Source organism: Acidovorax sp. FHTAMBA (genome assembly GCF_038958875.1).
Taxonomy (GTDB): Bacteria; Pseudomonadota; Gammaproteobacteria; order Burkholderiales; family Burkholderiaceae_C; genus Acidovorax.
In genome coordinates this window covers 4287878-4314436 of the sequence record NZ_CP152407.1, presented here as the reverse complement: position 1 = coordinate 4314436, position 26559 = coordinate 4287878, and the positions used below count along the sequence as shown (strand labels likewise).

At 66.0% G+C, this 26559-nt stretch carries 23 protein-coding genes; 14 read left to right on the top strand and 9 right to left on the bottom strand.

The window, feature by feature from the left end; translation table 11 throughout:
* Window positions 1-4 precede the first annotated feature (4 nt).
* The 13 genes from AAFF19_RS20105 to AAFF19_RS20045 all read left to right on the top strand — a co-directional run bounded on the left by AAFF19_RS20105 (window position 5) and on the right by AAFF19_RS20045 (window position 13758).
* The gene (locus tag AAFF19_RS20105; protein WP_342720880.1) at window positions 5-1612 is read left to right on the top strand and encodes a carboxyl transferase domain-containing protein; all 1608 of its coding nucleotides are present in this window, start codon (window positions 5-7) and stop codon (window positions 1610-1612) included.
* Between the two features lie 17 nt (window positions 1613-1629).
* A complete protein-coding gene (locus AAFF19_RS20100) occupies window positions 1630-2139 on the top strand; it encodes a DinB family protein (RefSeq protein ID WP_342720879.1) in 510 nt (169 codons plus the stop codon).
* The gene (locus AAFF19_RS20095) at window positions 2136-2918 is read left to right on the top strand and encodes an enoyl-CoA hydratase/isomerase family protein (RefSeq protein ID WP_342720878.1); all 783 of its coding nucleotides are present in this window, start codon (window positions 2136-2138) and stop codon (window positions 2916-2918) included. The genes AAFF19_RS20100 and AAFF19_RS20095 overlap by 4 nt, the downstream gene beginning before the upstream one ends.
* 231 nt (window positions 2919-3149) lie before the next feature.
* Complete coding sequence (locus tag AAFF19_RS20090) at window positions 3150-3869, top strand: DUF4126 domain-containing protein (RefSeq protein WP_182120744.1); 720 nt, start codon at window positions 3150-3152, stop codon at window positions 3867-3869.
* Between the two features lie 117 nt (window positions 3870-3986).
* Window positions 3987-6005, top strand: coding sequence for an acetyl/propionyl/methylcrotonyl-CoA carboxylase subunit alpha (locus AAFF19_RS20085; protein ID WP_342720877.1), 2019 nt, complete (start codon window positions 3987-3989; stop codon window positions 6003-6005).
* A 37-nt stretch (window positions 6006-6042) separates the two neighbouring features.
* The gene (locus tag AAFF19_RS20080) at window positions 6043-6963 is read left to right on the top strand and encodes a glyoxylate/hydroxypyruvate reductase A (RefSeq protein WP_342720876.1); all 921 of its coding nucleotides are present in this window, start codon (window positions 6043-6045) and stop codon (window positions 6961-6963) included.
* Window positions 6964-7003: 40 nt separating this feature from the next.
* On the top strand, window positions 7004-7501 hold the full coding sequence (locus tag AAFF19_RS20075; RefSeq protein WP_342720875.1) for a DUF3592 domain-containing protein: 498 nt from the start codon (window positions 7004-7006) through the stop codon (window positions 7499-7501).
* Window positions 7502-7544: 43 nt separating this feature from the next.
* Window positions 7545-8459, top strand: a complete 915-nt coding sequence (locus AAFF19_RS20070) for a hydroxymethylglutaryl-CoA lyase (RefSeq protein ID WP_182120748.1) — start codon at window positions 7545-7547, stop codon at window positions 8457-8459.
* Window positions 8460-8485: 26 nt separating this feature from the next.
* A complete protein-coding gene (locus AAFF19_RS20065) occupies window positions 8486-9004 on the top strand; it encodes a YbaK/EbsC family protein (RefSeq protein WP_182120749.1) in 519 nt (172 codons plus the stop codon).
* Window positions 9001-9267, top strand: a complete 267-nt coding sequence (locus tag AAFF19_RS20060) for a DUF1289 domain-containing protein (RefSeq protein WP_342720874.1) — start codon at window positions 9001-9003, stop codon at window positions 9265-9267. Before AAFF19_RS20065 ends, AAFF19_RS20060 begins: the two co-directional genes overlap by 4 nt.
* Entirely contained in the window at window positions 9264-9920 is a 657-nt protein-coding gene (locus AAFF19_RS20055) for a 2-hydroxychromene-2-carboxylate isomerase (RefSeq protein ID WP_342720873.1), read from the top strand. The genes AAFF19_RS20060 and AAFF19_RS20055 overlap by 4 nt, the downstream gene beginning before the upstream one ends.
* Window positions 9921-10134: 214 nt before the next feature.
* The gene (locus tag AAFF19_RS20050; RefSeq protein ID WP_342720872.1) at window positions 10135-11823 is read left to right on the top strand and encodes an MFS transporter; all 1689 of its coding nucleotides are present in this window, start codon (window positions 10135-10137) and stop codon (window positions 11821-11823) included.
* A gap of 69 nt (window positions 11824-11892) precedes the next feature.
* A complete protein-coding gene (locus AAFF19_RS20045) occupies window positions 11893-13758 on the top strand; it encodes a putative nucleotidyltransferase substrate binding domain-containing protein (protein WP_342720871.1) in 1866 nt (621 codons plus the stop codon).
* A gap of 911 nt (window positions 13759-14669) precedes the next feature.
* Here AAFF19_RS20045 and AAFF19_RS20040 read toward each other — a convergent pair.
* The 7 genes from AAFF19_RS20040 to AAFF19_RS20010 form a co-directional block, all read right to left on the bottom strand.
* Window positions 14670-16871, bottom strand: a complete 2202-nt coding sequence (locus tag AAFF19_RS20040) for an exonuclease domain-containing protein (RefSeq protein ID WP_342720870.1) — start codon at window positions 16869-16871, stop codon at window positions 14670-14672.
* A complete protein-coding gene (locus AAFF19_RS20035; RefSeq protein WP_008907342.1) occupies window positions 16868-17254 on the bottom strand; it encodes a response regulator in 387 nt (128 codons plus the stop codon). Before AAFF19_RS20035 ends, AAFF19_RS20040 begins: the two co-directional genes overlap by 4 nt.
* Window positions 17251-20010 carry a sensor histidine kinase gene (locus tag AAFF19_RS20030; RefSeq protein ID WP_342720869.1) on the bottom strand — a complete coding sequence of 920 codons (2760 nt, stop codon included), beginning with the start codon at window positions 20008-20010 and terminating at the stop codon, window positions 17251-17253. Before AAFF19_RS20030 ends, AAFF19_RS20035 begins: the two co-directional genes overlap by 4 nt.
* A 6-nt stretch (window positions 20011-20016) precedes the next feature.
* The gene (locus AAFF19_RS20025; RefSeq protein ID WP_246331085.1) at window positions 20017-20322 is read right to left on the bottom strand and encodes a hypothetical protein; all 306 of its coding nucleotides are present in this window, start codon (window positions 20320-20322) and stop codon (window positions 20017-20019) included.
* Window positions 20323-20411: 89 nt separating this feature from the next.
* A complete protein-coding gene (locus tag AAFF19_RS20020; RefSeq protein ID WP_008907339.1) occupies window positions 20412-20777 on the bottom strand; it encodes a hypothetical protein in 366 nt (121 codons plus the stop codon).
* 164 nt (window positions 20778-20941) lie between these two features.
* On the bottom strand, window positions 20942-22747 hold the full coding sequence (locus tag AAFF19_RS20015; protein WP_342720868.1) for a sodium:solute symporter family protein: 1806 nt from the start codon (window positions 22745-22747) through the stop codon (window positions 20942-20944).
* Between the two features lie 11 nt (window positions 22748-22758).
* Entirely contained in the window at window positions 22759-23019 is a 261-nt protein-coding gene (locus AAFF19_RS20010; RefSeq protein ID WP_008907337.1) for a DUF4212 domain-containing protein, read from the bottom strand.
* Window positions 23020-23444: 425 nt separating this feature from the next.
* Here AAFF19_RS20010 and AAFF19_RS20005 point away from each other — a divergent pair, with 425 nt between their 5' ends.
* Entirely contained in the window at window positions 23445-23978 is a 534-nt protein-coding gene (locus AAFF19_RS20005) for a hypothetical protein (protein ID WP_342720867.1), read from the top strand.
* A 34-nt stretch (window positions 23979-24012) separates the two neighbouring features.
* Here AAFF19_RS20005 and AAFF19_RS20000 read toward each other — a convergent pair whose 3' ends face one another.
* Window positions 24013-25131, bottom strand: a complete 1119-nt coding sequence (locus AAFF19_RS20000; protein WP_342720866.1) for an ABC transporter substrate-binding protein — start codon at window positions 25129-25131, stop codon at window positions 24013-24015.
* A 145-nt stretch (window positions 25132-25276) separates the two neighbouring features.
* The gene (locus tag AAFF19_RS19995) at window positions 25277-26335 is read right to left on the bottom strand and encodes an ABC transporter substrate-binding protein (RefSeq protein ID WP_237707318.1); all 1059 of its coding nucleotides are present in this window, start codon (window positions 26333-26335) and stop codon (window positions 25277-25279) included.
* Window positions 26336-26559 lie beyond the last annotated feature (224 nt).

Sequence of the window (26559 nt, the reverse complement as noted above, 5' to 3'; positions counted from 1 at the left end):
CAGCATGACCATTCTCGACACCCAACTCAATGCCCGCTCGGCGGACTTTCTGGCCAACGCCGCCGCCATGCGCGGCCTGGTGGATGACCTGCGAGCCCAGCTTGACAAGGTCGCCCAAGGTGGCGGCGACGCGGCCCGCGCCAAGCACATCGCACGCGGCAAGCTGCTGCCGCGCGAGCGTGTGCAGATGCTGCTGGACCCCGGCACGCCCTTCCTCGAACTCGCGCCGCTGGCCGCGCTCAACATGTACAACAACGATGCGCCCAGCTCGGGGCTGATTGCCGGCATCGGCCGCGTGAGCGGCGTGGACTGCATGATCGTGTGCAACGACGCCACGGTGAAGGGCGGCACCTACTACCCGCTCACCGTCAAGAAGCACCTGCGCGCGCAGGAAGTGGCGCAGCAGAACCACCTGCCGTGCATCTACCTGGTGGACTCGGGCGGCGCCAACCTGCCCAACCAGGACGAGGTATTCCCCGACCGCGACCACTTTGGCCGCATCTTCTTCAACCAGGCCAACATGAGCGCCATGGGCATCTCGCAGATCGCCGTGGTGATGGGCAGCTGTACGGCGGGCGGCGCCTACGTACCGGCGATGAGCGATGAATCGATCATCGTGAAGAACCAGGGCACCATCTTTTTGGGCGGCCCGCCATTGGTGAAGGCTGCGACGGGCGAGGTCGTCACGGCCGAAGACCTGGGGGGCGGCGACGTGCACACGCGCCTGTCGGGCGTGGCCGACCACCTGGCGCAGAACGACATGCATGCGCTGCAACTGGCGCGCAATGCCATCCGCAATTTGAATAAAAACAAGGCCCCAGCGCCCGCCGATCAAGCGCCGATAGCTCCTAAATTTGCAGCAGAAGAGCTGTATGGCGTGATCCCCGTGGACACGCGCAAGCCCTTTGATGTGCGCGAGATCATTGCGCGCATCGTGGACGGTAGCGAGTTCGACGAGTTCAAGGCCCGCTACGGCACCACGCTGGTCACCGGCTTTGCGCGCATCGAAGGGATGATGGTCGGCATCATCGCCAACAACGGCATCCTGTTCAGCGAGTCGGCCTTGAAGGGCGCGCACTTCATCGAGCTGTGCTGCCAGCGCAAGATTCCGCTGGTGTTCCTGCAGAACATCACCGGCTTCATGGTGGGCCGCAAGTACGAAAACGAAGGCATTGCCCGCAACGGCGCCAAGATGGTCACGGCCGTGGCCACGGCCAGCGTGCCCAAGTTCACCATCATCATCGGCGGCAGCTTTGGCGCGGGCAACTATGGCATGTGCGGTCGTGCGTACTCACCCCGCTTCCTCTGGATGTGGCCCAACGCGCGCATCAGCGTGATGGGCGGCGACCAGGCCGCCGGGGTGCTGGCCACCGTCAAGCGCGACGGCATCGAGGCCAAGGGTGGGCAGTGGAGCATGGAGGAAGAAGAAGCCTTCAAGGCCCCCATCCGCCGCCAGTATGAGGACCAGGGCCACCCCTACTACGCCACCGCCCGCCTGTGGGACGACGGCGTGATCGACCCCGCCGACACGCGCCGTGTGCTGGCGCTGGGCCTGGCGGCCACGCGCAACGCGCCGATTGAAGACACCAAGTTCGGCCTGTTCCGCATGTGACCCCGCCGGGAGCCGCCATGGACGCTGTTGCCCACTTTACCCAGCTTGCGCGCTACAACGTGTGGGCCACGGCGCGCCTGCTCGATGTCGTGAAGGCGCTGCCGGAAGAGGACTACCGGCGCGATGTGGGTTTGTTCTTCCACAGCATCCACGGCACGCTCAACCACCTGCTGGTGGGCGAACACCATCTGTGGTTCGTGCGCTTTGCCGACGGCATTTCGCCCAAGGTGGCGCTGGACGCCGAGCTGGAGAGCGACCGTGCGCAGTTGGATGCCCGGCTGCGCGAAGGCGCGGCCCGCTGGGCACCGCTGATAGCCTCGTTCAAGCCGGACCGCTGGAGCGGCACGCTCGACTACACCACCATGCGCGGCACAGCGGCATCGCTGCCGTTTGCGGCCACGCTGGCGCACGTGTTCAACCACGGCACCCACCACCGGGGCCAGATCACCGCAGCATTGACCGCCCTGGGCCAGCCCAGCCCCGAGCTGGACCTTGTCTACTTCCTGCAAAACCCGTCCACGCCATGAGCCAGAACCTGTCCATCACCCAAACCGGCGCCGTGGCGCGCATCACGCTCACGCAGCCCGAGATCCGAAACGCATTCAGCGACGAAGTCATTGCCGAGATCACCGCCGCCTTCACCGATGTGGGCAGCCGCGCTGATGTGCGCGCCGTGGTGCTGGCGGCGGAAGGCCCCGCCTTCTGCGCAGGCGCCAACCTCAACTGGATGCGCCGCATGGCCGACTACACGCAGGGCGAGAACATCGCCGACGCGGGCAAGCTGGCCGAGATGCTGCGCGTGATTTATGAATGCCCCAAGCCCACGGTGGCACGGGTGCAGGGCGACGTGTACGCCGGCGGCATGGGCCTGGTGGCCGCGTGCGACATGGCCGTGGCCGTGGACACGGCAGGTTTTTGCCTCAGCGAAGTGAAGCTGGGCCTCATCCCCGCCACCATCAGTCCGTATGTGATCCGTGCCATGGGTGCGCGGGCCGCGCACCGCTATTTCCTCACTGCAGAGCGCTTTGGTGCGGCCGAAGCTTTGCGCGTCGGCTTTGTGCATGAGGTGGTGACTGCCGACCAGCTCGACGCCAAGGTCGATGAGTTGCTCAAGGCACTCACCAGCGCCAGCCCCAACGCCGTGCGTGCGTGCAAGAAGCTCGTCATCGACGTGGCCGAACGCGAGATCAACGCAGGCCTGATCGCCGCTACGGTGCAAGGCATCGCCGAAATCCGTGCCAGCGACGAGGGCAAGGAAGGCGTGCAGTCCTTCCTCAACAAGCGCAAACCCGCCTGGTTGGTATGAAATACCCCCTGAGTCGCTGCGCGCCTCGGTGCCGCCGCCGCAGGCAGCAGCCCTTCGAGGACGTCCAAGCCTGCGCGGGCAGGCTTGGAGCCGCGCCTCTCAGCCCCTCTCTCGCTTCGCGGGAGGGGGACGATGCCCTCGCTGCGGGGCGGCCCTTGCTTGGCATCCCTGGCATGGAGCCACGGCGGTCTCGCACGCCTGAGGCAGGGCTGGACGCGGCGGAGGATTGACGTGGACACGCTCTGGTTCAACATCGTGCAGTGGCTCCACACCGTGGGGCTGCATGTGGATGGCGGCACCGCACGCGCGGTGGGTGACGCAGCAGCCACGGCCACGGCGCAGCTCGACATGCCCAGCCTGCTGGCACTGGCCGCCGCGCTGGGCTGGGCCAGCGGGTTCCGGCTGTATGCGGTGGTGTTTCTGGTCGGGATGATGGGCGTGCTGGGATGGATGCCGCTGCCGCCCGGCCTGGCCATGCTGCAGCACCCTGTGGTGCTGATGGTCAGCGGCTTCATGCTGCTGGTGGAGTTTTTCGCCGACAAGGTGCCCTGGCTGGACAGCGCCTGGGATGCGGTGCACGCCTTCATCCGCGTGCCCGCAGGTGCCGCGCTGGCGTACGGCGTGTTTGGCGCCGACAACGCCACCATGGCGGTGGTGGCCGGGCTGCTGGGGGGCTCCCTCTCGGCCACGGCACTGGCCACCAAGATGACCACGCGGGCGGCCGTGAACACCTCGCCCGAGCCGTTTTCCAACTGGGGCCTGTCGTTCTTTGAAGACGGCCTGGTGGTGGCCGTGGTGTGGCTGGCCACGCAGTACCCGGTGGCGTTCGGCATCGCGCTGGTGGTGATGGTGATCGTGTCGGTGCTGCTGCTGGTGGTGCTGTTCAGGTTTCTGCGCGCCGTGGTGCGGCGCTTGTCTTCATTCTTTTCTGGTTCTGCCAAGGTGGCTTAAAAATGTTCAACAAGATACTCATCGCAAATCGTGGCGAAAACAGCCGCGCAGCGGATGTTTCTGCAAATTGCTTGGCACGCACAGCGTGCGCAGGCGATCTCGCCGCGGGAGGGCGCCATGTTTAAAAAAATCCTGATTGCGAATCGCGGCGAGATCGCCTGCCGAGTGGCCGCCACGGCCAAGCGCCTGGGCGTGAAGACCGTCGCCGTTTACTCCGACGCCGATGCCAACGCCAAACACGTGGCCGTCTGCGACGAGGCGGTGCACATCGGCGGCAGCGCGCCCAAGGACAGCTACCTGCGCTGGGAACGCATCATCGAGGCCGCCAAGGCCACGGGTGCGCAGGCCATCCACCCTGGCTACGGTTTCCTGAGCGAGAACGAAGACTTCGCCAAGGCCTGTGCCGACGCAGGCCTGGTCTTCATCGGCCCCCCCGCCAGCGCCATCAATGCCATGGGCCTCAAGGCCGAGTCCAAGCGCTTGATGGAGCAGGCACAGGTGCCCCTGGTGCCGGGCTACCACGGTGCCGACCAGGACCCCGCGCTGTTGCAGCGCGAGGCCGACCGCATCGGTTACCCCGTGCTCATCAAGGCCAGCGCGGGCGGCGGTGGCAAGGGCATGCGCGCGGTGGACAAGGCCGAGGATTTTGCGGCGGCGCTCGACTCCTGCAAGCGCGAGGCCATCAACAGCTTTGGCGACGACGCGGTGCTGGTGGAGAAATACGTGCAGCGCCCTCGCCACATCGAGATTCAGGTGTTTGGCGATACGCACGGCAACTGCGTGTACCTGTTCGAGCGCGATTGCTCGGTGCAACGCCGCCACCAGAAGGTGCTGGAAGAAGCCCCCGCCCCCGGCATGACGCCCGAGCTGCGCGCCCGCATGGGCGAGGCCGCAGTGGCCGCTGCGCGGGCCGTGAACTACGTGGGCGCAGGCACGGTGGAGTTCATCGTCGAGCAGCCCGGCGGCTATGACGCACCCGAGCAGATGAAGTTCTACTTCATGGAAATGAACACCCGCCTGCAGGTGGAGCACCCCGTGACCGAGGCCATCACCGGCCTCGACCTGGTGGAGTGGCAGCTGCGTGTGGCCTCTGGCGAGCCCCTGCCACTGAAGCAGGAAGACCTGCGCATCCACGGCCACGCCATCGAGGCGCGGATTTGCGCCGAGAACCCCGACAACAACTTCCTGCCTGCCACCGGCGCGCTCAACGTGTATGCGCTGCCCGAGTGTGTGACGTTTGAACGCGGCGCGGTGCGCGTGGATTCCGGCGTGCGCCAGGGCGATGCGATCAGCCCGTTCTACGACTCCATGGTGGCCAAGCTCATCGTGCACGGCGACACGCGTGCGCAAGCCCTGGCCCGGCTCGATGAGGCGCTGGCGCAGACCCACATCGTGGGGCTGGCAACCAACGTGCAGTTCTTGCGCCGCGTGGCCCGCACCGATTCGTTTGCCCAGGCCAAGCTCGACACCGCGCTCATCCCGCGCGAGCAGGCGGTGCTGTTCCACCAGGAGCCCGTGGGCCTGGCCCTGGCGGCTGCTGCCGCCGTGGCGCAAACGCTGCTGCACGAGCGCGCCAGCGAGGGCGTGGACCCGTTCAGCCGCCGCGATGGTTTCCACACACATGGCGTGGTGCAGCGCCGCTTCGAGTTTGAATTTGGCGACGAACATGCCAAGGCGCTGCTGACCTACGAGCGCAGCGGCAGCCTGCACCTGCAAGTGGGCGAGGGCGATACTGCCGTGGCCGGGCCCCTGGTGTTCAGCACCTTGGCGCAGGGCATCGAGCTGCAGTTCGCGGGCCAGCGCACCCGCGTCGCCGTGTATGCCCAAGGCGAGGTGGACCATGTCTTCACCCCGCTGGGCGCCACACAGATCACGTCCATCGACCTGCTGGCCCACTCGGGCGAAGCCGCGGCCGAAGGCGGGCGCCTGACCGCCCCCATGCCGGGCAAGGTGGTGTCGTTTGCCGTGAAGGCGGGCGATGCCGTGACCAAGGGCCAGGCCCTGGCCGTGATGGAAGCCATGAAGATGGAACACACCATTGCCGCCCCGGCCGATGGCGTAGTGCAGGAACTGCTCTACGCGCCCGGCGACCAGGTGACCGAAGGGGCCGAGTTGCTCAAGCTTTCCGCTGCGTGAAAGCATGCAGCGGCGGGGCGCTGTACGCTCGGCGGCCATGAAAATCACTTTTTGCTGTACCGACACCAAGGCCGAGCCCTGGCTGCAGGGACTGGCGGCCGCTTTGCCCGACGCCGAGATTTCCGTGTGGCAGCCGGGCGCGCCACAGGCCGACTACGCCGTGGTCTGGGCCCCGCCCCAGCAGTTCATGGACGAGCAGGCGGGCCTCAAGGCCCTGTTCAACATCGGTGCGGGCGTGGACGCACTGCTCAAGCTGCGCCTGCCGCCGCAGGCGCTGGTGGTGCGCCTGGATGACGCGGGCATGGCGGTGCAGATGGCCGAATATGTGTGCCACGCGGTCATCCGCCACTTTCGCGAATTCGATGGCTACGAGGCCGACATGGCGGCCGGGCGCTGGGGCTACCGCAAGCCCCGCCTGCGCAGCGATTACCCCATCGGCGTGATGGGCCTGGGCGTGCTGGGCGAACGTGTGGCCAAGGCGCTGGCGCAGTTTGACTTTCCCGTCAACGGCTGGAGCCGCAGCCCGAAGGCCATCGAGGGTGTGCGCGCCTTCACCGGTGTGGAGCAATTCAACGACTTTCTGGCGGCCAGCCGGGTGCTGGTCAACCTGCTGCCACTCACGCCCGACACGGCCAACGTGATCAACAAGGACTCCCTCGCGCGACTTCAGCCGGGCGCCTATGTGATCAACGTGGCACGCGGCGCGCACCTGGTGGACGAGCATTTGCTGGCCGCCATCGACAGCGGTCATGTGGCCGGTGCCACGCTCGATGTGTTCCGCACCGAGCCGCTGCCCGCTGGCCATGCCTTCTGGAACCACCCGCGCATCACCATCACCCCGCACACCTCGGCGCGCACGCTGCGCGACGAAAGCATTGCCCAGATCGCGCGCAAGATCGCCGCGCTGCAGCGGGGCGAGGCGGTTGCGGGCGTGGTGGACGCTGGGCGCGGCTACTGAAGGCGCAGCGCCCCCAGGCTGCACGGACAATCGCAGGCATATGACCGCCACCACCATCAGCACTTCGACCGTTCGGCGTTTCTTTGGCCTTCTCGGCTGGATTCTTCTGGTCCCCAGCGCGCTGACGGCGCTGGGCGCTGCGTGGATGCTGTCCTCGGGCCTGGGCATGCTGGGTGGCACGCACACGGCCACGGGGCGTGTGGTCGCGCACCAGGAGGTGAGAACGGGCTCGCAAGGCCGCCGCAGCCTTGCCCGGCAAAGCATCGTTGAATTTGCCACCAGCGATGGGCGCACGCACCGTTTTACCGACGGCGTGGGGCGGCAGGGCCAGGCGGTGCACGACATCGGCGAGACCGTCACCGTGCGCTACGACGCCAAGGATCCGTCTCGCGCCGAGATCGGCAGTTCCACCACCTTTAAAGTGCTGGGCGGCGGCGTGCTGCTGCTGTTCAGCGGCGTTGGCGTCCTGGTGGGCTGGCTGCTGTTGCGCTTGCGAAGCAAGGCCGGCGCCGTTGCGGCCCATGCCACCTCCGATTGACAGGGCGCATTGCCCAGCCTCATCTTTTGACGAAAGCAGTCCCATGACCAGCAGCATTCCTTCCCGCGTACACCTCATCGACGTCGGCCCCCGCGACGGTCTGCAGAATGAAAAGACCCCGGTGCCCGCCGCCGTCAAGGTCGAGCTGGTGCACCGCCTGCAGCAGGCGGGGCTCAAAGAGATCGAGGTCACCAGTTACGTGAGCCCGAAGTGGGTGCCGCAGATGGCCGACAACCATGAGGTGATGGCGGGCATTGCGCGCCAGAGCGGCGTGGCCTACTCGGTGCTCACGCCCAACCTCAAGGGTTTTGAAGCGGCCGTGCTCGACAAGCCCGACGAAATCGTGGTGTTCGGCTCGGCCAGCGAGGCCTTCAGCCAGCGCAACATCAACTGCAGCATTGCCGAGAGCATCGAGCGCTTCGCGCCTGTGGTGCAAGCCGCGCTGGCCGCAGGCATCCGCGTGCGCGGGGCCATGAGCTGCACGGTGGGCTGCCCGTACGAAGGCGAGATCGCGCCCGAGCGCGTGGCCTACCTGGCCAGCCTGCTCAAGGGCATTGGCGTGCAGCGCGTGGATGTGGCCGACACGATTGGCGTGGGCACGCCGCGCAAGGTGCAGAAGGCGCTGGAGGCCACGCTGCAGCACTTTGGTATCGACGATGTGTCGGGCCACTTCCACGACACCTATGGCCAGGCGCTTTCGAACACGCTGGCGGCGCTGGAGCTGGGGGTGTGGAACTACCAGTCGTCCGTGGCCGGGCTGGGCGGCTGCCCGTACGCCAAGGGCGCGACGGGTAACGTGGCCACCGAAGACGTGGTGTACATGCTGCAGGGCATGGGCATCGACACGGGCATCGACCTTGATAAGCTCATCGATGCGGGCGCGTACATCAGCGATTTCCTCGGCCGCAAACCCCATTCCCGGGCAGCCAATGCGCTGCTCACAAAGCGCGCCGGGTGAACCCGTCCGGCGCAGGAGAAAACACCGTGTGTGGAGCTGAACTGAAACCCCTGCCCGAAGGCGTGCAACGCGTGGCCGCGGCGCTGGAATCGCTGGGCCACCCGCACCGCCCGCAGATGCTGGACGACGCCGCGCGCACTGCCCAGCAGGCGGCCGATGCGCTGGGCATTGCCGTGGGGCAGATCGCCAAGAGCATCATCTTTCGCCGCAAGGCCGACGATGTGGCCGTGCTGGTGGTCACCTCGGGCGACCGGCGGGTGGACGAGAAGAAGGTCGAGGCCCATGTGGGCAGCAAGATCGGCCGCGCCGATGCCGAGTTTGTGAAAAGCCGCACGGGCTTTTCCATTGGCGGCGTGGCGCCCCTGGCGCATGCCACGCCGCCCGTCACGCTGATCGACCAGGACCTGCTGCGCTTTGACGTGGTGTGGGCGGCCGCAGGGCACCCCCACGGCGTGTTTGCACTGCACCCCAGCGATCTGCAGCGGCTCACGGGCGCACCTGTGGTGGATGTGGTGCAGGTGCCTGCGAACGGGCCAGCGGCATGAATGCTATTGATTTGCTAGCTGCTCGCGCTTTACAGATAAGCGCTGAGGGCCATTTTGATGCTGAAAGCGACCTGGCGGTACCCTCGCCGTGCATCTCGGTGTGCCGCATGTCGCCCGACCGCAGCCACTGCGAAGGCTGCTTCCGGTCGCTGGACGAGATCCGCATCTGGTCCGGTGCCGACGCCCACCAGCGCCGCGGCATCTGGCAGCAGCTGCTGAACCGGGCGGGCATCGCCTTGCCGATGGAGAAGGACCCTTCATGAAACACATCACGTTCTATCTCGATTTTGTCTCGCCCTATGCGTGGCTGGCGTTCGAGCGGCTTCCCGAGGTGCTGGAGGGCCTGAGCTACAGCGTGGCCTACCAGCCCGTGCTGCTGGGGGCTTTGCTGCAGCAGCATGGCAACCCGGGCCCGGCGGGCATTGCGCCGAAACGCGACTGGACCTACCGCCACGTCACCTGGCTGGGCCATGCGCAAGGCACGCCGCTGCAGATGCCCGCGCGCCACCCGTTCAACCCGCTGCCCTTGTTGCGCCAGGCCCTGGCCTGCAGCGACGACGGTTCCATCAACCGGTTTGTGGCGGGCACGGTGCTGCGCCATGTCTGGCAGGGTGGGCACGACGCGCTCGACGCCCAGCGGCTGGCCGAGCTTGCCACGGAGCTGGCCGAGCAGATCCGGCCCGGGCAAGACGCGAACAGCGACGCGCCCAAGGCCCTGTTGCGGGCCAACACCGAAGCCGCGCAGGCCGGCGGCGTGTTTGGCGTGCCCGCTTTTGCGGTGGACGGCAAATTGTTCTGGGGGCTCGACGGCCTGCCCATGCTGCGCGCGTACCTGGAGCGTGACGCCTGGTTTGCCGGCAGCGACTGGGACAGCGCGCCGCGCGTGCCCTCCGGGCTTGCGCCCAAGGCGGGCTGACGCGCCACCTGCTGCCGTCTTCGGGCGGCGTGGTGCGCAAGCCGCACCGCCGGGCTTTGGCTGTGTCGTCTGCGGTCGCGGTGTGCCGCTGTCAGAACAGGGTCAGTGAGCGCTCCAAGAATGGGCGGACGTCGGTGTGCACCACCGGGCCCCGTGCCCGGTGAGGTGGCTCCGATCACAACAACAGATCGCCCCTTTCCGGAGACAAACCGCCATGGCCGACGCCGCCTCCGCCCGCGCCATGACGCGGGAGGAAAGAAAAGTCGTCTTCGCGTCGTCGCTCGGCACCGTGTTCGAGTGGTATGACTTCTACCTGTATGGCGCGCTGGCGGCCATCATTGCGCGGCAGTTCTTCAGCCCGCTCGATGCGGGCTCGGCGTTCATCTTTGCGTTGCTGGCGTTTGCTGCGGGCTTTATCGTGCGGCCTTTCGGGGCGCTGCTGTTCGGGTGGCTGGGCGACATCATCGGGCGCAAGTACACCTTCCTGGTCACCATGCTCATCATGGGGCTGTCCACGTTCATCGTGGGCATCCTTCCGACCTACGACAGCATCGGCGTGGCCGCGCCCGTCATCCTGATCGGCCTGCGGCTGCTGCAGGGCCTGGCGATGGGCGGGGAGTACACGGGCGCTGCGATCTATGTGGCCGAGCATGCGCCGCACGGACGGCGCGGTGCCTACACCGCGTGGATCCAGACCACGGCCACGCTGGGGCTGCTGATGTCGTTGCTGGTGATTCTGGGCACCCGCACGCTGGTGGGCGAAGGCGCTTTCGCGCAGTGGGGCTGGCGCATACCGTTTCTGGTGTCGATCGTGCTGCTGGGCGTGTCGGTGTGGATACGGCTGTCGCTGGACGAGTCGCCCGCCTTCCGGCGCATGAAGGCGCAGGGGCGCACCTCGGTGGCGCCGGTGTCGGAATCGTTTGGCCGCTGGGCGAACCTGCGGGTGGCGCTGCTGGCGCTGGTGGGGCTGACGGCGGGGCAGGCAGTGGTCTGGTACACCGGGCAGTTCTATGCGCTGTTCTTTCTGACACAGCAACTGCAGGTCGATGCCACCACGGCGCAGCTCATGGTGGCTGCGGCACTCGTCATCGGCATGCCGTTCTTCATCGTTTTTGGCGCGCTGTCCGACCGGTGGGGGCGCAAACCCATCATCATGCTGGGCTGCGTGCTGGCGGCGGCCACCTATTTTCCGGCGTTCAAGGCGCTGGCCTGGGCGGCCAATCCTGCACTGGTTGATGCGCAGGCCCGCAGCAGTGTGGTGGTGGTGGCAGACCCGCAGGGCTGCTCGTTCCAGTTCAACCCCACCGGCGCATCGCGGTTCACCACCCCTTGCGACATGGCCAAGCGCATCCTCGCCAGCTACTCGGTGAGCTACCAGACTGACCCCACCGGCCAGCCCGGGCAGGCCGTGGTCCGCATCGGCGCCACTGACATCCCCGTGCCACCTGCGCAAGGCCTGGCGCCCGACGAGGCCCGGCGCGCGGCCGCCAGCTTCCGCCAGGCGGTAGACCGCGCGCTGGCCCTGCACGGATACCCCACGCAGGCCGACCCGGAGCGCATCCACGCGCCGCTGGTGGTGGCCATCCTCAGCTACCTCATGGTGCTGGTGGCCATGGTCTATGGCCCCCTGGCCGCCATGCTGGTGGAAATGTTTCCAACCCGCATCCGCTACACCTCGATGAGCCTGCCCTACCACCTGGGCAACGGCTGGTTTGGCGGCCTGCTGCCCCCGATGTCGTTCGCCATTGCGGCGCAGACGGGCGACATCTACAGCGGTCTGTGGTACCCGGTCGTCATCGCCGGGCTGACGGCGCTGTGTGGAACCTTGCTGCTGCGCGAAACGCGGAACGTGGACATCCACGCGTCCGACCGGCCCCACGGCCCACACAGGTCGGGCAGGTAACAACCCTGTCGCGCGCACCCTGCGGGGCTGCAACAATGGGCGCTGCCAAAGCTTGCACGGACCCTTGCCATGACACCGTCCCCTGACCTCCGCCCCCGCATGCAGACCCTGCTGGCCGGCCATCGCATCTGGGGCCAGCTGGACACGGGCGCGCTGCAGTCCCTGGCGGCGCAGTGGCGCGTCGAGCCCATGCGGCAGGGCGAGCGCCTGCTGTCCCAGGGGCGCCTGCACAGCCGGCTGGGCCTGGTGGTGGAGGGCGGGGTGGATTTGTCCGACCCCGACCTGGACATCCTCGTGCACCTGCACCCGTCCGACATGTTCGGCTTTGGGGCCACACCCTCGCAGCACCTGAACACCCTGCAGGCCACCGTGGCGGCCGATGGCGTCGTGGCCTGGCTGGACACGGCGGCCGTGGTGGCGGTGTGCCGCGACCACGCCGCGCTGACGTACCACTTTCCGTCGCTGCCCGCCCCGGCATCGCTCGTCACGACCGAACGCGATTCCCAGGGCGTGCTGACGCTGCTGAACTCTCCCGTGCGCACGCTGATCAAGCGCGACCCCATCGCGTTGCCGCCGCACACCAGCATCCGCGCGGGGGCGCAGCAGATGCGTGAGCTGCGGGTGTCGTCGGTGCTGCTGGTGGAGCAGGGCCATCTGTTCGGGCTGGTGACCGACCGGGATCTGCGCAACCGCGTGGTGGCCCAGGGCCTCGACATCGACCGCCCGATGTCCGACATTGCCACGCTGGCCCCCATGACGCTGCAGGCGCAGAGCCCGGCGTTTGACGCCCTGCTGCTGATGGCCCGCCACAACGTGCACCATGTGCCGGTGATGGACGGCGACAGGGTCATCGGCATGATCACCGCCACCGACCTGACCGAGCAGCACAGCTCCTCGGCCGTCTACCTGGCCGGCGATGTGTACAAGCAGACGGCGCTGGACGGGCTGGTGCGCGCCAGCGCCAAGGTCAAGCTCTTGCAGCAGCACCTGGCGGCGGCCGACGCCAGCGCCTACAGCACCGGGCACATCGTCACCACCATCACCGACGCGCTTACCGTGCGGCTCATCCAGCTGGCCGAGGCGCAGCTGGGCCCGCCCCCGGTGGACTACGTGTGGGTGGCCGCCGGTTCGCAGGCGCGCAGCGAGCAGACGGCCAAGTCCGACCAGGACAACTGCCTGGTGCTGGACGACCGCTATGACGAGGCGCTGCACGGCGAGTACTTTGGCGCCCTGTCACGCCTGGTGTGCGACGGGCTCGCCGCCTGCGGCTACATCCACTGCCCCGGCGGCATCATGGCCATGACCGACAAGTGGCGCCAGCCCCACAGCCGCTGGGCCGCGTACTTCCGCCAGTGGGTGGACAAGCCCGAGCCCATGGCGCTGATGCTGACCTGCGTGTTTTTCGATCTGCGTGCCATCCATGGCAAGGCCGAGCTGCTTGAATCCCTGCGCACCCAGGTGCTGCAGCGCACGCGCGGCAACAGCCTGTTTCTGGCGCACATGGTGGGCAATGCACTCAAGCACCGGCCGCCGCTCGGGCTGTTTGGCTCCATCGCCCGCATCCGCGGTGGCGAGAACGCAGGCACCATCGACCTCAAGCACAGCGGCATCGTGCCCATCGTCGATCTGGCACGGGTGTACGCGCTGGCCGGTGGCATTGCTGCGGTCAACACACACGACCGGCTGGAGGTGGCATCGATGGCCGGCGAGGTCAGTGCCCAAAGCGCGCGCGACCTGCGTGATGCGCTGGAATTCCTCTCCAAGCTGCGCATCGCGCACCAGGCGCGGCAGATGGGGCGGGGGGAGGCGCCGGACAACTTCTTGGCGCTCGAAGAGCTGTCCAACTTCGAGCGCAGCCACCTCAAGGAAGCGTTCTCGGTGGTGCAGACGCTGCAGGGCGTGCTGGGGCAGCGGTACCAGACGGGGCGTTACTGAGACAAGCGCCACGCGGCGCGCAACCTCCTGGCCTTCGCGCCACCAACATCCGTTCGGACTGAGCTGTCCAGGCCGGGGCGTGCTGGTTTGAGAGGTGTGCTGGGGTTGAGGGCGGAGGCCGGGAGTCGCCCGGCGTGCGAGTAACTTTCTTTTGGGTCGCCAAAAGAAAGTCACCAAAGAAAAGGCGACCCCCAGTCTGCGACCCCCACGCGGTGCGTGGGGGCAAACCTGCGACGGGGCGGGTGCGGGGTGCGCCGTGGAACTCGCTTTGCTGCTGCGCATCGCCGCTCGGACAACCACGGCGAGTCAGAGCACGAGGCATGGGCGCTCCGACGCCCATGCTCACCCCGCAACCGCCCCGCCGCAGGCGCAGCCAGCAGGGGTGGGGAGCCAAACAGCCGAGCAGCCGCACGGGCCTTTGCTTCGCTGCGCTGCGCAGGCTGGGCCGAGCGCAGCGCAGCGAAGCAATGGCCCGTGTGGATGTCCGCACCCCGGGTTCCCTTCAGGATGCGCCGAGGAGCGCAGCGGCCAGCGGATCAGGGCTCGCGATTGTTTGAGCGCAACGCAGTGGAGCGAGTTGGAGCGAGACCCCGCTGGACGCGAGCACCGCAGGTTGCCCGCAGCGAAGCGAAGGGACGCAGCGTGTAGGGTCGCCTTCTCTTTGGTGACTTTCTCTTGGCGACGCAAGAGAAAGTTACTGCGCCGCCGGGCGCACACCCCGGCCTCCGCGCTTAAAACAGGCACGCCATCAAACCAGCGCACAAGCCCTTGCTTCGACAGCTCAGCCCGAACTGGGGGGGGTTTGAAGCTATGAAAATAATAGCTATAAGCGCTCTGTCAATAAGCGCCAGAGCCCAAAAAAACCAAAAACTGGGCCGCCACATCCTGAACCACAGCACCATCGCCCCACCTCAATACTTCAGCCGCGCGTAATACGTCTTTTGCGCCGCCTCGCGCGCCTGGCGCAGGGTGTGGATGCCCTGCTCCTGCAACAGCGGAATCAGCCGCAGCCAGATCTCGGCCGTCACCAGCGCATCGCCCAGTGCGGTGTGCCGGCCGAGCACGGTGATGTTGAAGCGCTCGGCAATGGCTTCGAGCCGGTGCGACTCCTGGTGCGGGTGCACCACCGCCGACAGCAGCAAGGTGTCCAGTACCGGCTGATGGAAGGCGATGCCCGTGGCCGCTTCCTGGAGCTGCAGGAAGCGCATGTCGAACGCCGCGTTGTGCGCCACCAGCACCGTGTCCTGCGCGTAGGCATGGAACACGGGCAGCACGTCGGCAATGCGGGGTTTGCCCGCCACCATGTCCTGCGAAATGCCGTGGATCGGGATCGATGCCTGCGGGATGGGCCGGCCAGGGTCCACCAGCTGTTCGAAGGTTTCCTGGCGCAGCAGCTTGCCGTTGACGATGCGGGCAGCCCCCAGCTGGATGATGGCGTCGCCTCCGGCGGGGTTCAGCCCCGTGGTCTCCGTGTCGAACACGGTGTAGGCCAGTTCGGCCAGCGGCCGGTCGTCGAGTGCGCTGCCCTGCTCGTCCATTTGGAACAGGTCAAAGTCGTAGTACTCGGGGCGGCTGTAGCCGCTGCTGTCGCCCACGGCGATCTCCACCGGGCCCTGCACGCTGGCCAGTGGCAGCAAAAAGCGGAAGAACGCCTGGTGGCGCACGCGATCGCGTTCAAACCACATCTCGCCGCCGTGGCGTTCGACCACATCGCGCACCGAAAGGGGCGTGCGCTCGGCCCCGAAGCGCATGCCATCCATCTCCCAGCTCATCACGGTTTCGTTGCTCATGGCCTGGCCGGCCCAGACCAGGTCGAGCTGGGCATGGGCGCCCACGGGCTGCAGGCGCAGCTGCAGGAAGCGCACCTCGAATTCGTCAACCAGGCGGTGGGCCAGGTAGCTCAGCGCCTGCAGCAGGGTGTAGCTGTCCACCTTGAGCCAGAGGCTGGTGTCCACCTCGTCCAGGGTGACGGGGCGCTCGCACACGGACGTGATCTGCCGCTGCGCAGCGTTGGCCAGATCTGCGCCCAGCATGTTTTCGAGCGGCCAGCGGGTTTTGAGCCGCTGGGTGGCACGCTGCGCCAGGTCGTTGACGCGCCGCCCCATGGCACCCACCTCGTCGCGCACCACGGCGAGGAATTTTTCGCGCATGGCGGGTTCCAGGTCGGCGTAGCCCAGCATGTCCACGGCGGCCTGGATGTTGGCCAGCGATGCGCGGCTGCCTTCGGTCAGTCCATGCAGCAGCTGGTCCCGCTCGGACTCTTCCTCCACGCTCTGGGTGACGTTTTCAAGCATCAGCACAAAGCCGCTGATTTGCACCCCTGCCGCAGCGCCAGCCCCGGGGGCGTCCGCAGCTTCCTGGGCCATGCGCACAGGCGCCACCTGCACGCGCAGCAGCTGCCCGCCTTGCGCCGTGGTCACAAACTGGGCCGACGGGCTGGCCGCCCCGCGGGCCATGGCCTGGTGGATGCGTTCCAGCGCATGGGCAAACACCTGCCGGTCGAACACGGCATACACCGAGCGCCCGATGCCGATCAGCTCGGCCCCTGCGGCTGCGGGGCCGCTGTGCCCCTGGGTGAGCGTGCGAAACAGCTGGCGCGCGCGCTGGTTGTACAGCAGGATGCGGCCGTCGCGGTTGCACACCACCACGCTCTGGTTCAGCTCGGCCATCAGCGCGGCCAGGCGGTTTTTCTCCTGCTGCACGTTGTGGCTGGCACGGGCCACCTGCGCGTCCATGTCCGCGCGCAGGCCGTCGCGCTGCGCGGCCAGTTCGTTCACGGCAGCGGCGAGGTTCTGCATTTCTGTGGTGCCGCGGGGCTTGAGCCGCTGCGGTGTGGCGGCCGTCAGCACGACGCGTGTCTCTTCCAGCAACCGGGCGGGTGCGCCCACGTAGCGCCGGTACAGCATGTGCAGCGCACCGCCCACCACGGCCAGGCCTGCCAGCCATCCCAGCGCCACCAGGGCCATGCGCGGGGCCAGTACATCGCCCACCGCGTCGCGTTCGCCGGGCTCCAGGGTGGACCACACCACAATGCCCATCAGCAACAGCCAGGCTGCCATGACCAGCCCGGCAAGGGCCACCGCCAGCAGCAGGCGCGGGTCGACCTTTTTCATGCCGCGCCTTCGGAGGGGCGCCCCAGCAGGTCGGCCACTTTTTGCACCAGCTCGCGGGTGGAGAAGGGTTTGGTCATGTAGGCATTGGCGCCCAGCGCCAGGCCCTTGGCGACATCCGTTTCCCGGCCTTTGGCGGTGAGCATGAGGATCTTGGTCGCCTGCAGTGCGGTGTCGGCGCGCACCGCCTGGCACACCTCGAAGCCCGTCTTGTGCGGCATCATCACGTCCAGCAGCACCAGGTCGGGGCGTTCACGGGCGATGCTCTCCAGGGCCTCATTGCCATCACGGGCAATCACTACAGCGTAGCCTTCGCGCTGCAGCAGGTATTCGAGCGAGATCACGATGTTGGGCTCGTCGTCGGCGATCAGGATCTTGGCGGTCATGGCAGTGCAGAGGTGTTGTCAGAGTGGGGGCGCAGCGGCAGCCAGAAGCGAAAGCATGCGCCGGTTGCAGGGGGCGGCGGCGGTGGCTCCAGCCACAGGCGCCCGCCGAAATGTTCAATGATGTGGCGGCTGATGGGCAGGCCCAGGCCAGTGCCCTGGGGGCGTTGCCCGGCGTCGCTGGCCTGGTGAAAGCGGTCGAACACCAGCTGCGCCTGGGCCGGGTCTACGCCCGGCCCGTTGTCCTGCACCGAGACGGTGATGCCGTCGTTGTCAGACTGTACGTCCACCACCACCTGGCCGCCGGTCTGCGGCACGAACTTGGCGGCGTTGGACAGCAGGTTGAGCAGCACCTGCATCAGCCGGTCGGGGTCGGCCTGCAGCACGGGCAGGCTGGCGGGCATGCGCACAGACACCTTGGCTGCGCGTTCGCGGAACACCTCGGCGGTGGTCGCCACGGCCTGTTCGACCAGTGCGCGCAGGTCGACAGCCGCCACGTGCCAGTCGGCATGGCCGGCTTCGATCTTGGCCATGTCCAGCACCTGGTTCACGAGGCGCGTCAGGCGCTCGGTCTCGGCCACGATGATGCCGATGAACTGCTGGCGCTGGGCTGCAGGCATGTCCGCGTTGTCCCGCATCAGCTCGGCCAGCGCGCGGATGGAGGTAAGGGGTGTGCGCAGCTCGTGCGTGACCGACGACATGAAGTCGTCCTTCAGGCGGTCCAGGCTTTGCAGCTGGTTGTTGGCCTCGCGCAGTTCGGCGGTGGCCTGCTCCAGTGACCGCGACTTGTCTTCCAGCGCCCGCGAATACGCGCGTATCTGCGAGGTTTCATCGAGGATGCGCAGCACATCGTCGGGGCTGAGGGTTTCTTCGTCGGCCACCGACGCCACCAGCACCCGGGCCGATGCACTGCCCACGGCCCCGGCCAGCTGCGTTTCCACAAACTGCACAAATCGTGCGTCGGGCCGGATGGCGTCGGCCTGCCGCAACCCCATTTGCCGGGCGTACTGGGCAAACAGCGCCTCTGCCTTGGCAGCGCCCAGAAAGCGTTCGCACAGCTGCAGCAGGTCGGCCGTGCGGGCCCGCCCGCGCCAGAACACCGGGCTGGAGATCGCCGTGCGCTCGAAAACATCCACAAACAGCAGCGCTTGGCTGGCTTCGCGGCCCGACGGCGCGCGCCACAGCGAGACCCCCACGTAGGCAACGATGTTGGCCAACAGGCTCCAGAACAGCGAATGGGTCAGCCCATCAAAACCGCTGAGCCCCAGCAACTGCTCGGGCCGCAGCCAGCCGATGCCCCAGGGCCCGTGGGCCAGAAAGCCCGCATCGAGCCAGCCCGACTTGGCAATGGAGGGCAGCATGAGCGTGTAGGCCCACATGGCAAAGCCGAGCAACAGGCCTGCCAGCGCGCCGCGCCGGGTGCCGCCCTTCCAGTACATGCCGCCCAGCATCACCGGGGCAAACTGGGCCACGGCGGCAAAGCTGATGAGCCCGATGCTGACCAGGGCATACGCTTCCCCCGCAAGGTGAAAGTACACATAGCCCAGCACCAGCACGCCCAGAATGGCGGCGCGGCGAATGCCCAGCAGCAGGCGCGACAGATCCTGCCCCGCACCGCTACGCAGATGCCGCCAGCGCAGCAGCAGGGGAAGCACCAGTTCGTTGCTCACCATGGTGGACACCGCAATGGTCTCCACAATCACCATGCCCGTGGCGGCCGACAGCCCGCCAATGAACACAAACAGCGCCAGCGCATTCTGGCCTGCTGCCAGGGGCAGCGACAACACAAAGTTCTCGGCGTTCATGGCCGCGCCACCGCCAAAGTACAGCAGCCCCCCCAGCGCAATGGGCAGCACCAGCAGGTTGATGAGCAGCAGGTACAGCGGAAACACCCACACCGCGCGGCGCAGGTGCGACTCGCGCACGTTCTCCACCACCATCACCTGGAACTGCCGGGGCAGAAAAACCACCGAAAGCATCGATAGCAGCGTGAGTGCAAACCACTGTGCCCAGGCAAATTGCCCCCCCTGTTCCAGCCGCAGCAACTGCTGCAGTGCGGGCACGGCCTGCGCCCTGGCAAACAGGTCCGGCAGGCCGTCGAACAGGCTGTAGACCACAAACAGGCCCACCGACAGGAACGCCACCAGCTTGACCACCGACTCGAACGCAATGGCAGCCACCATGCCCTCGTGCCGCTCGGTGGTATCGAGGTGCCGGGCGCCAAACACCATGGTGAATCCGGCCAGCACCAGCGCCACGTAGAACGCGCTGTCCTGGCTCCAGTGCACGGGCGCGTGCGCCACATCTCCGGCCTGTGCGGTCAGCAGTGCATAGCCTGCCGATACGGCCTTGAGTTGCAGCGCGATGTACGGAACGATGCCCACCACCGCAATCAGCGTCACCAGCCCCGCCAGCAGCGGGCTTTTGCCATAGCGGCTGGCAATGAAGTCGGCAATCGAGGTGATGCGGTAGGCCTTGGCGATGCGGATCATCTTGCGCACCACCAGCCAGCCCAGCACCATGGCCAGCGTGGGCCCCAGGTAGATGGGCAGAAACCACACCCCGCCGGTTGCGGCACGCCCCACGCTGCCAAAGTAGGTCCAGGCCGTGCAGTACACCGCCAGCGACAGTGCATAGACCCAGGGGTTGGCAATCACCGAGCGGCCCTGCCGACCGCGCCAGTCGGCCCAGTAAGCCACGGCGAACAGGATCAGCAGGTAACCCAGGGAGGCCGAGATGACCAGTGCAGGCGACAGCATGGTGGGTCAGGCCTGTGGGGGCAAGGGCCCCCCAGGGGGCTGCGCAGTGGCGGGGGGCGTCTGAGCGGGCACCGAAGACGCCGCAGGCGCGCTGGAGGGCGTTACGTCGTCATCCCGTACCGAGGGCCGGTCTACCAGCCAGGCCAGCGCAACAATCAGCGCCAGCCACAGCAGAAACAGTGCGGCGGGGAACGCGGGTACGCCCCATACCGTGGCATCACGGTCCCAAAGCCCCAGCAGGGGGAAATTGAACAACACCCAGCCGCCGGCAAACAGCGCAACCAGGCGTTGGGAGCCGAGTCCTTTGTGCACAGCGGTCTCCTGGCGAGAGGTCTCCACGCCTCTCTGCCCTGCATTGTGCGCTTGGCACTTACCTCGGTCTTACTTATTGACTGGCGCAGTCAGGCTTTGGGTTCGGGCTTGGCCCGGGGCACGCTGGCATGGGCCTGGCGAGACAGTGCAAAGCTGAGGAAGAACTTGCACCAGATGGTGCTGCCTGCAATGGCTGTCCAGGTGTTGTAGTCGAGCTGGCCCAGCGCCACGCTGACGATGACCACCGTGGCCACAGTGCCTGCGATCAGGTTGATGATCATTTCGAACGGCGCAAACTTTTCGGGGTTCGGCGGCGGCAGGCCGCGCTTCAAGGCCACCTCGGAAAAATCGCGCTTGACCACAATGCGCCAGGCGCGGCGGAACCAGAAAAACGCCATCGGGAACAGCGCCAGATACAGAATCCACGTCAAAGCGACGCTGACATCGAAAACCATGCAAGGCTCCCCTCGTGGGCGGTGCGCGTGGCGCAGCACCGACCCCATCATTCAGTAAAAAGGCCCTGCCAGCGCAGCCGGCAGGGCCTACATTGTCACCGTGCTGCGTTGCAGCGAACAGTGGGTTTATACGGTGACAGGGCTTGTACCTGGCACCTTACTCATCAGTGTGCACCATCCACCAGCTTGGAGCCGCGTGGAACACGCACTGCTTCCACCATGGCCTGGATGTGCGCTGGCGGCTCCTTGGTGACCTTGTCCACCAGGAAGGCAACCAGGAAGTTCACCATGGCACCGACTGCACCGATGGCTTCTGGCGTGATACCGAAGAAGCTGTTGGCGCCGCCGATCAGGCCCAGGTATTCCGTGCCCTTGATGAAGAAGATGCCCTTGTGTGCGAACACATAGAACAGCGTGAAGAACAGGCCTGCCAGCATGCCGGCCATGGCGCCTTCCTTGTTCATCTTCTTGCTGAAAATACCCATCATGATGGCGGGGAACAGCGAGCTGGCGGCAATACCGAAGGCCAGCGCCACCGTACCGGCCGCGAAGCCCGGCGGGTTCAGCCCCAGATAGCCCGCCACCACGATCGCCACGGCCATGGACACTTTGCCCGCCAGCAGTTCGTTCTTCTCGCTGATGTTGGGGTTGAACACGCCCTTGACCAGGTCATGCGACACAGCCGACGAAATGGCCATCAGCAGACCGGCCGCCGTGGACAGCGCCGCAGCCAGACCACCCGCCGCCACCAGCGCGATCACCCAGTTGGGCAGCAGCGCGATTTCGGGATTGGCCATCACGATGATGTCCACGTTCACGTCCAGTTCGCTGCCCTTCCAGCCGGCAGCCTCTGCCTTGGCCTTGGCGTCGGCATTGGTGGTCTTGTCGTTGTAGTACTGGATGCGGCCGTCACCGTTCTTGTCGGTCCACTTCAGCAGGCCCGTCTTTTCCCAGCGCTTCATCCAGTCGGGACGCTGTTCGTTCACCAGGCTGGCTTCAGGCGCATACAGATCGCCACCCGTCTTGACCGCGGAATTCACCGTGGAGTGCAGGTTCAGCTTGGCCATGGCCGCCACGGCAGGTGCCGTGGTGTACAGGATGGCGATGAACACCAGTGCCCAGCCCGCCGAGCTGCGGGCATCCTTCACCGAGGGCACGGTAAAGAATCGCATGATGACGTGGGGCAGACCGGCGGTACCGATCATCAGCGACAGCGTGTACATGAACATGTTCAGCGTGCTGCCCGGCAGTTGCGTGGTGTACTTGCCAAAGCCCAGCTCGGTGATCACCTGGTCCAGCTTGGCGAGCAGGGACATGTCGGTGCCCACATAGGTACCACCCAGGCCCAGTTGAGGTAGCGGGTTGCCCGTGAGCTGCAGCGAGATGAACACGGCAGGCACGGTGTAAGCCAGGATCAGCACGATGTACTGCGCCACCTGGGTGTAGGTGATGCCCTTCATGCCGCCAAACACGGCGTAGGCAAACACGATGGCCATGCCCACATAGATGCCCGTGTCACTGGACACACCGAGGAAGCGCGAGAACGCAATGCCCACACCGGTCATCTGACCAATGATGTAGGTGATCGATGCGACCAGCAGGCAGATCACGGCGATGGTGCTTGCGCTCTTGGAGTAGAAGCGGTCACCAATGAACTGGGGCACCGTGAACTTGCCGAACTTGCGCAGGTAGGGTGCCAGCAGCATGGCCAGCAGCACATACCCGCCTGTCCAGCCCATGAGGAACAGCGCACCGCCGTAGCCCATGGTGGAGATCAGGCCGGCCATGGAGATGAACGAGGCAGCGCTCATCCAGTCGGCCGCGGTGGCCATGCCGTTGGTAATGGGGTGGACGCTGCCGCCCGCAGCGTAGAACTCGCTGGTGGAACCCGCGCGGGCCCACACAGCAATGCCGATGTAGAGCGCAAAACTCAGACCGACAAAGAGGTAGATGGTGGTTTGAAGATCCATGATGTCAGCCCTCAGTCTTCATGCACGTCGAACTGACGGTCGATGTCGCCCATCTTCTTGGCGTAATAAAAAATCAGCGCAATGAAGATGTAGATGGAGCCCTGCTGGGCAAACCAGAACCCGAGCGGATAACCGCCGAGACTGATCTTGTTGAACAAGTCAACGAACAGGATCCCCGCGCCGAACGACACTAAAAACCAGATGATCAGAATCTTGGTGAGTAGCGCGAGCGTGGCTTTCCAGTAGGCATGACTGCTGGTGTCTTGCTTCATGAAGTCCCCTCATGTTTGAGAACAGAAACGCAGCGAGGAACCCCCGCTGCCCCTGCACATTCCGCGGGCAGGCCACGGGATTGCGAGGGTGACTGTGGCGACGCTTCCTTACAGCGAACTGATGAAATTGACGAAGCTGACGCGAGTTTTACGACTCAAGGGAAAACACTGAGGGGATGCGTTGTGTCGTGCCGTTGTCATCTCGGGGTGTTGGTGAAAACACCATTGGCACGCGGCCGCTGCCCATCAAAACTCCAGCAGTCACATGGCGTTACAGACACGCTGGGGTCGGCTGGCTTCAGGGAAAACACCAAGCCCCTGGTCGATCAAACCCATCGCTCCGTGCCATCACCTGATGCAGCATTGCAGTTCAGTTTTCTGATGCGTTGTCTCACACACATCACCACCTCGATCCTCATCACACCATGGCCGACGAATTGACCTACCTGCTCACACCATTCGCCAAGACCCCGCAGGGAATGCTGGAGGTTCAAACCCGGTCGCTGGGCTTGAGCGTGTTGGCCCGGCGCGTGCTGATTCTGGTGGATGGCCACAGGACAGGCAAAGACCTCGGGGCCTTTGTCGCGGGGAGCGACATCCTGAATCTGCTGGAGGAATTGCTCTCCCGTGAATGCATTGCCCCGGTGTCTTCCGCTGCAGCCCCGCCTGCGGCCGCACCCGCGCAACCCGCTGTGGCCAACGCGGAGCTGGCCAACCTGCCGCCTGCGCAAACCAGGTCCGCCAAGGATGTGGAGATGGCCCGCAACTTCATGACCAACACGGTCAACACCATCTTCGGGCACCACAACCGCATTTCGCTGATCGAGGCGATCCATGCCTGCCAGACCAGCGAAGATCTGCGCCGTGTGTATGTATCGTGGGCGCAGGCCATGGAAGGCAACGCCGCAGGCAAGAAGCGGCTTCCCGAGCTGCGCGAAAAGCTGTTCGCCGTGCTGTAGTTGCTGAAGTCAGGGGCCGTGCCCCGCTGCGCGGTTATCGCCGGAACCGGCCGTCCGGGCCAATGATGGCAAGGTCGGAAAACGTGAGGCCACTGTGGTCCGTGGCGCTGTAGCTCAGCTCCATCCCGCCCAGATCCCAGTTCTTGATGCTCTCCAGCCCGGCATGCAGCTTGGCCCGATCGGGCTTGGCGCCCGCGCGTTTGAGGCCTTCGACCAACACCTTGGCGCTCACGAAGCCTTCCACCATGGCAGGTGTCAGTTCACCCGCATTCCGGGCGCGCGCCAGATCCATGGCCTCTTTGATGACGGCGTGGTTCAGCGATCTCTCTGACGGGAAAACCTGTGTCACCACCACCCCACGGGCCTGATCGCCCAGTGCCTTCACGAACCCGCCCGAGGCGTTGTTGGACAGCGTGACGATCTGCCCGGTGACACCGGCGCCGCGCAGCGCCTTGATGCCGTCCACCACCGCGGCGCCGGTGCCGATGAAGATGACGGCCTGCGGTTCCTTGGTGGCCACCCGCGGAGCGATGGCGCTGAAGTCGGGCTTGGCCCGGTCAAACTTTTCGACAAACAGCGCCTCCAGGCTGTTCGCCTTGAAGCCCAGCTGTGCGCCCGCCAGGCCGTCGGCGCCAAAGGTGTCGTCCACATGCACGACGCCAATGCGTTTGACGCCCAGGGTGTTGAGGTGCGTGATGGCTTTCTCCACCTCGCGCTGGTACGGCGCACGCACGTTGAAGATGTATTTGTGCACCGGCTTGTGCAGTGCAATGGCGCCGGTGGAAGGGCCTACGAGGGGCACGCCATGCTGGTCCAGCAGCGGCATGATGCCCTGGGTGTGCGGGGTGCCGCGCGTCATGAAGAGGCCGATGACCCCTTTTTCCTCGATCAGGATGCGGGTGTTGTCGAGGGTGAGTTTGGGGTCGAATTTGTCGTCGAGGGACACAATTTCCACCTTCTGGCCGCCCACCCCTCCGCGTGCGTTGATGTGATCGATGTAGAGCGCAGCGCCCTTCATGGATTCGGCCACGGTGGCTGCTGCCGAGCCCGTGATGCCCACTGTCTGGCCGATGAGGATTTGCGCATGCGCCCAGCTGAGGGTACTGAAAGCTGCCAGGGCTGCGGCTCGTCGGAGCCAGGGTGTGAATCTCATGCGTGTGCCTTGATGCTAGAAGTGTGGAGGCGCAAATATAGTGAAGATATGTGACGGGGAATCCGTAAAAACGCGTAGACCCGGCTAAACCGGGTCTACGAATTTGGTGGAAGGGGGAGCAACCCCGCCCGGGGTGGTGCGGGGCTCAGCGGCGGAACTTGCCGTCGGTGCCAATGATGGACAGGTCGGCGAAGTCCAGGCCGGTGTGGTCGTCAGCGGCGTAGGACACCTCCAGTCCACCGAGGTCGAACTTGCGGATGCTTTCCAGTGCGGCATGGATTTTGTCGCGGCTGGGCTTGGGGCCTGCGCGCTTGAGCCCCTCGACCAGCACCTTCGCTGCGGCGAAACCTTCGAGCATGGCGGGGGTGATTTCGGAAAGGCCCTTGGCTTTCGCCAGCTCCTGCGCCTCTTTCACCATGGCATAGGTCACCGCGCGCTCGTTGGGATACACCTGGGTCACGATCACGCCGCGCGCGTTGGGCCCCAGGCTCTTGATGAACCCGCCCGACGCATTGTTGGACAGCGTCACGATCTGTGCCCCAGACCCCGCTGCACGCAGGGCCGCCCCCGCGTCCACCACCGCCGATCCGGATGCCACCATCAGCACGGCCTGGGCATCCGCCTTGGCGATCTTGGCGACGATGGGGGCGAAATCGGGCTTGGCCCGGTCAAACTTCTCCAGGACGACGGGAGTGAGCTTGGCTGCTGCCAGCCCCTTTTGCGCGCCCGCCACGCCGTCGGCGCCAAAGCTGTCATCCGCATACATCAGCGCGATGCGGGTGATGCCCATCGATGCCAGGTGGGTCATGGCCTTTTCGGCTTCGCGCTGGTAAGTGGCGCGCACGTTGAAGATGTATTTGCGCACCGGCTGGTGGAGCACCATGGCCCCCGTGGACGGCCCTACCAGTGCCACGCCGTGCTTTTCAAGCAGCGGAATGATGGCCTCGGTGTGGGGGGTGCCGCGCGTGAGGAACATGGCGGCAACGTTCTGCTCCTCGATCAGCTGGCGCGCGTTCTCGGCAGCGAGTTTGGGGTCGAACTTGTCGTCCAGCGACGTCAGTTCGATCTTCTGGCCATTCACGCCGCCCTTGGCGTTGACGGCGTCGATGTACAGCAGCGCGCCGTCGGTAGTCTCCTTCACGCCCGCAGCCACCTGCCCGGAAAACCCGGCTGTCTGGCCGACCAGAATCTGCGCCTGCGCCATTGAAAGCGCCGAGATCCAGAGTGCGATGCCTACCCCTGCTTTTTGCCACTGCTTCACGGCCGACTCCTCTCTTGTAAAAAATGCAGTCTAAAACCATGCGCTGTAAGCATGTGTAACCTCTGCCCCGGGGTGGACGCAGCCCGCGTCTGCAGCATCTGGCTGCGCCTCAGCGCAACCGGGAGGGGTAATGGCCCGACGCGGCGCAGACCGACCCCTGCATCCCT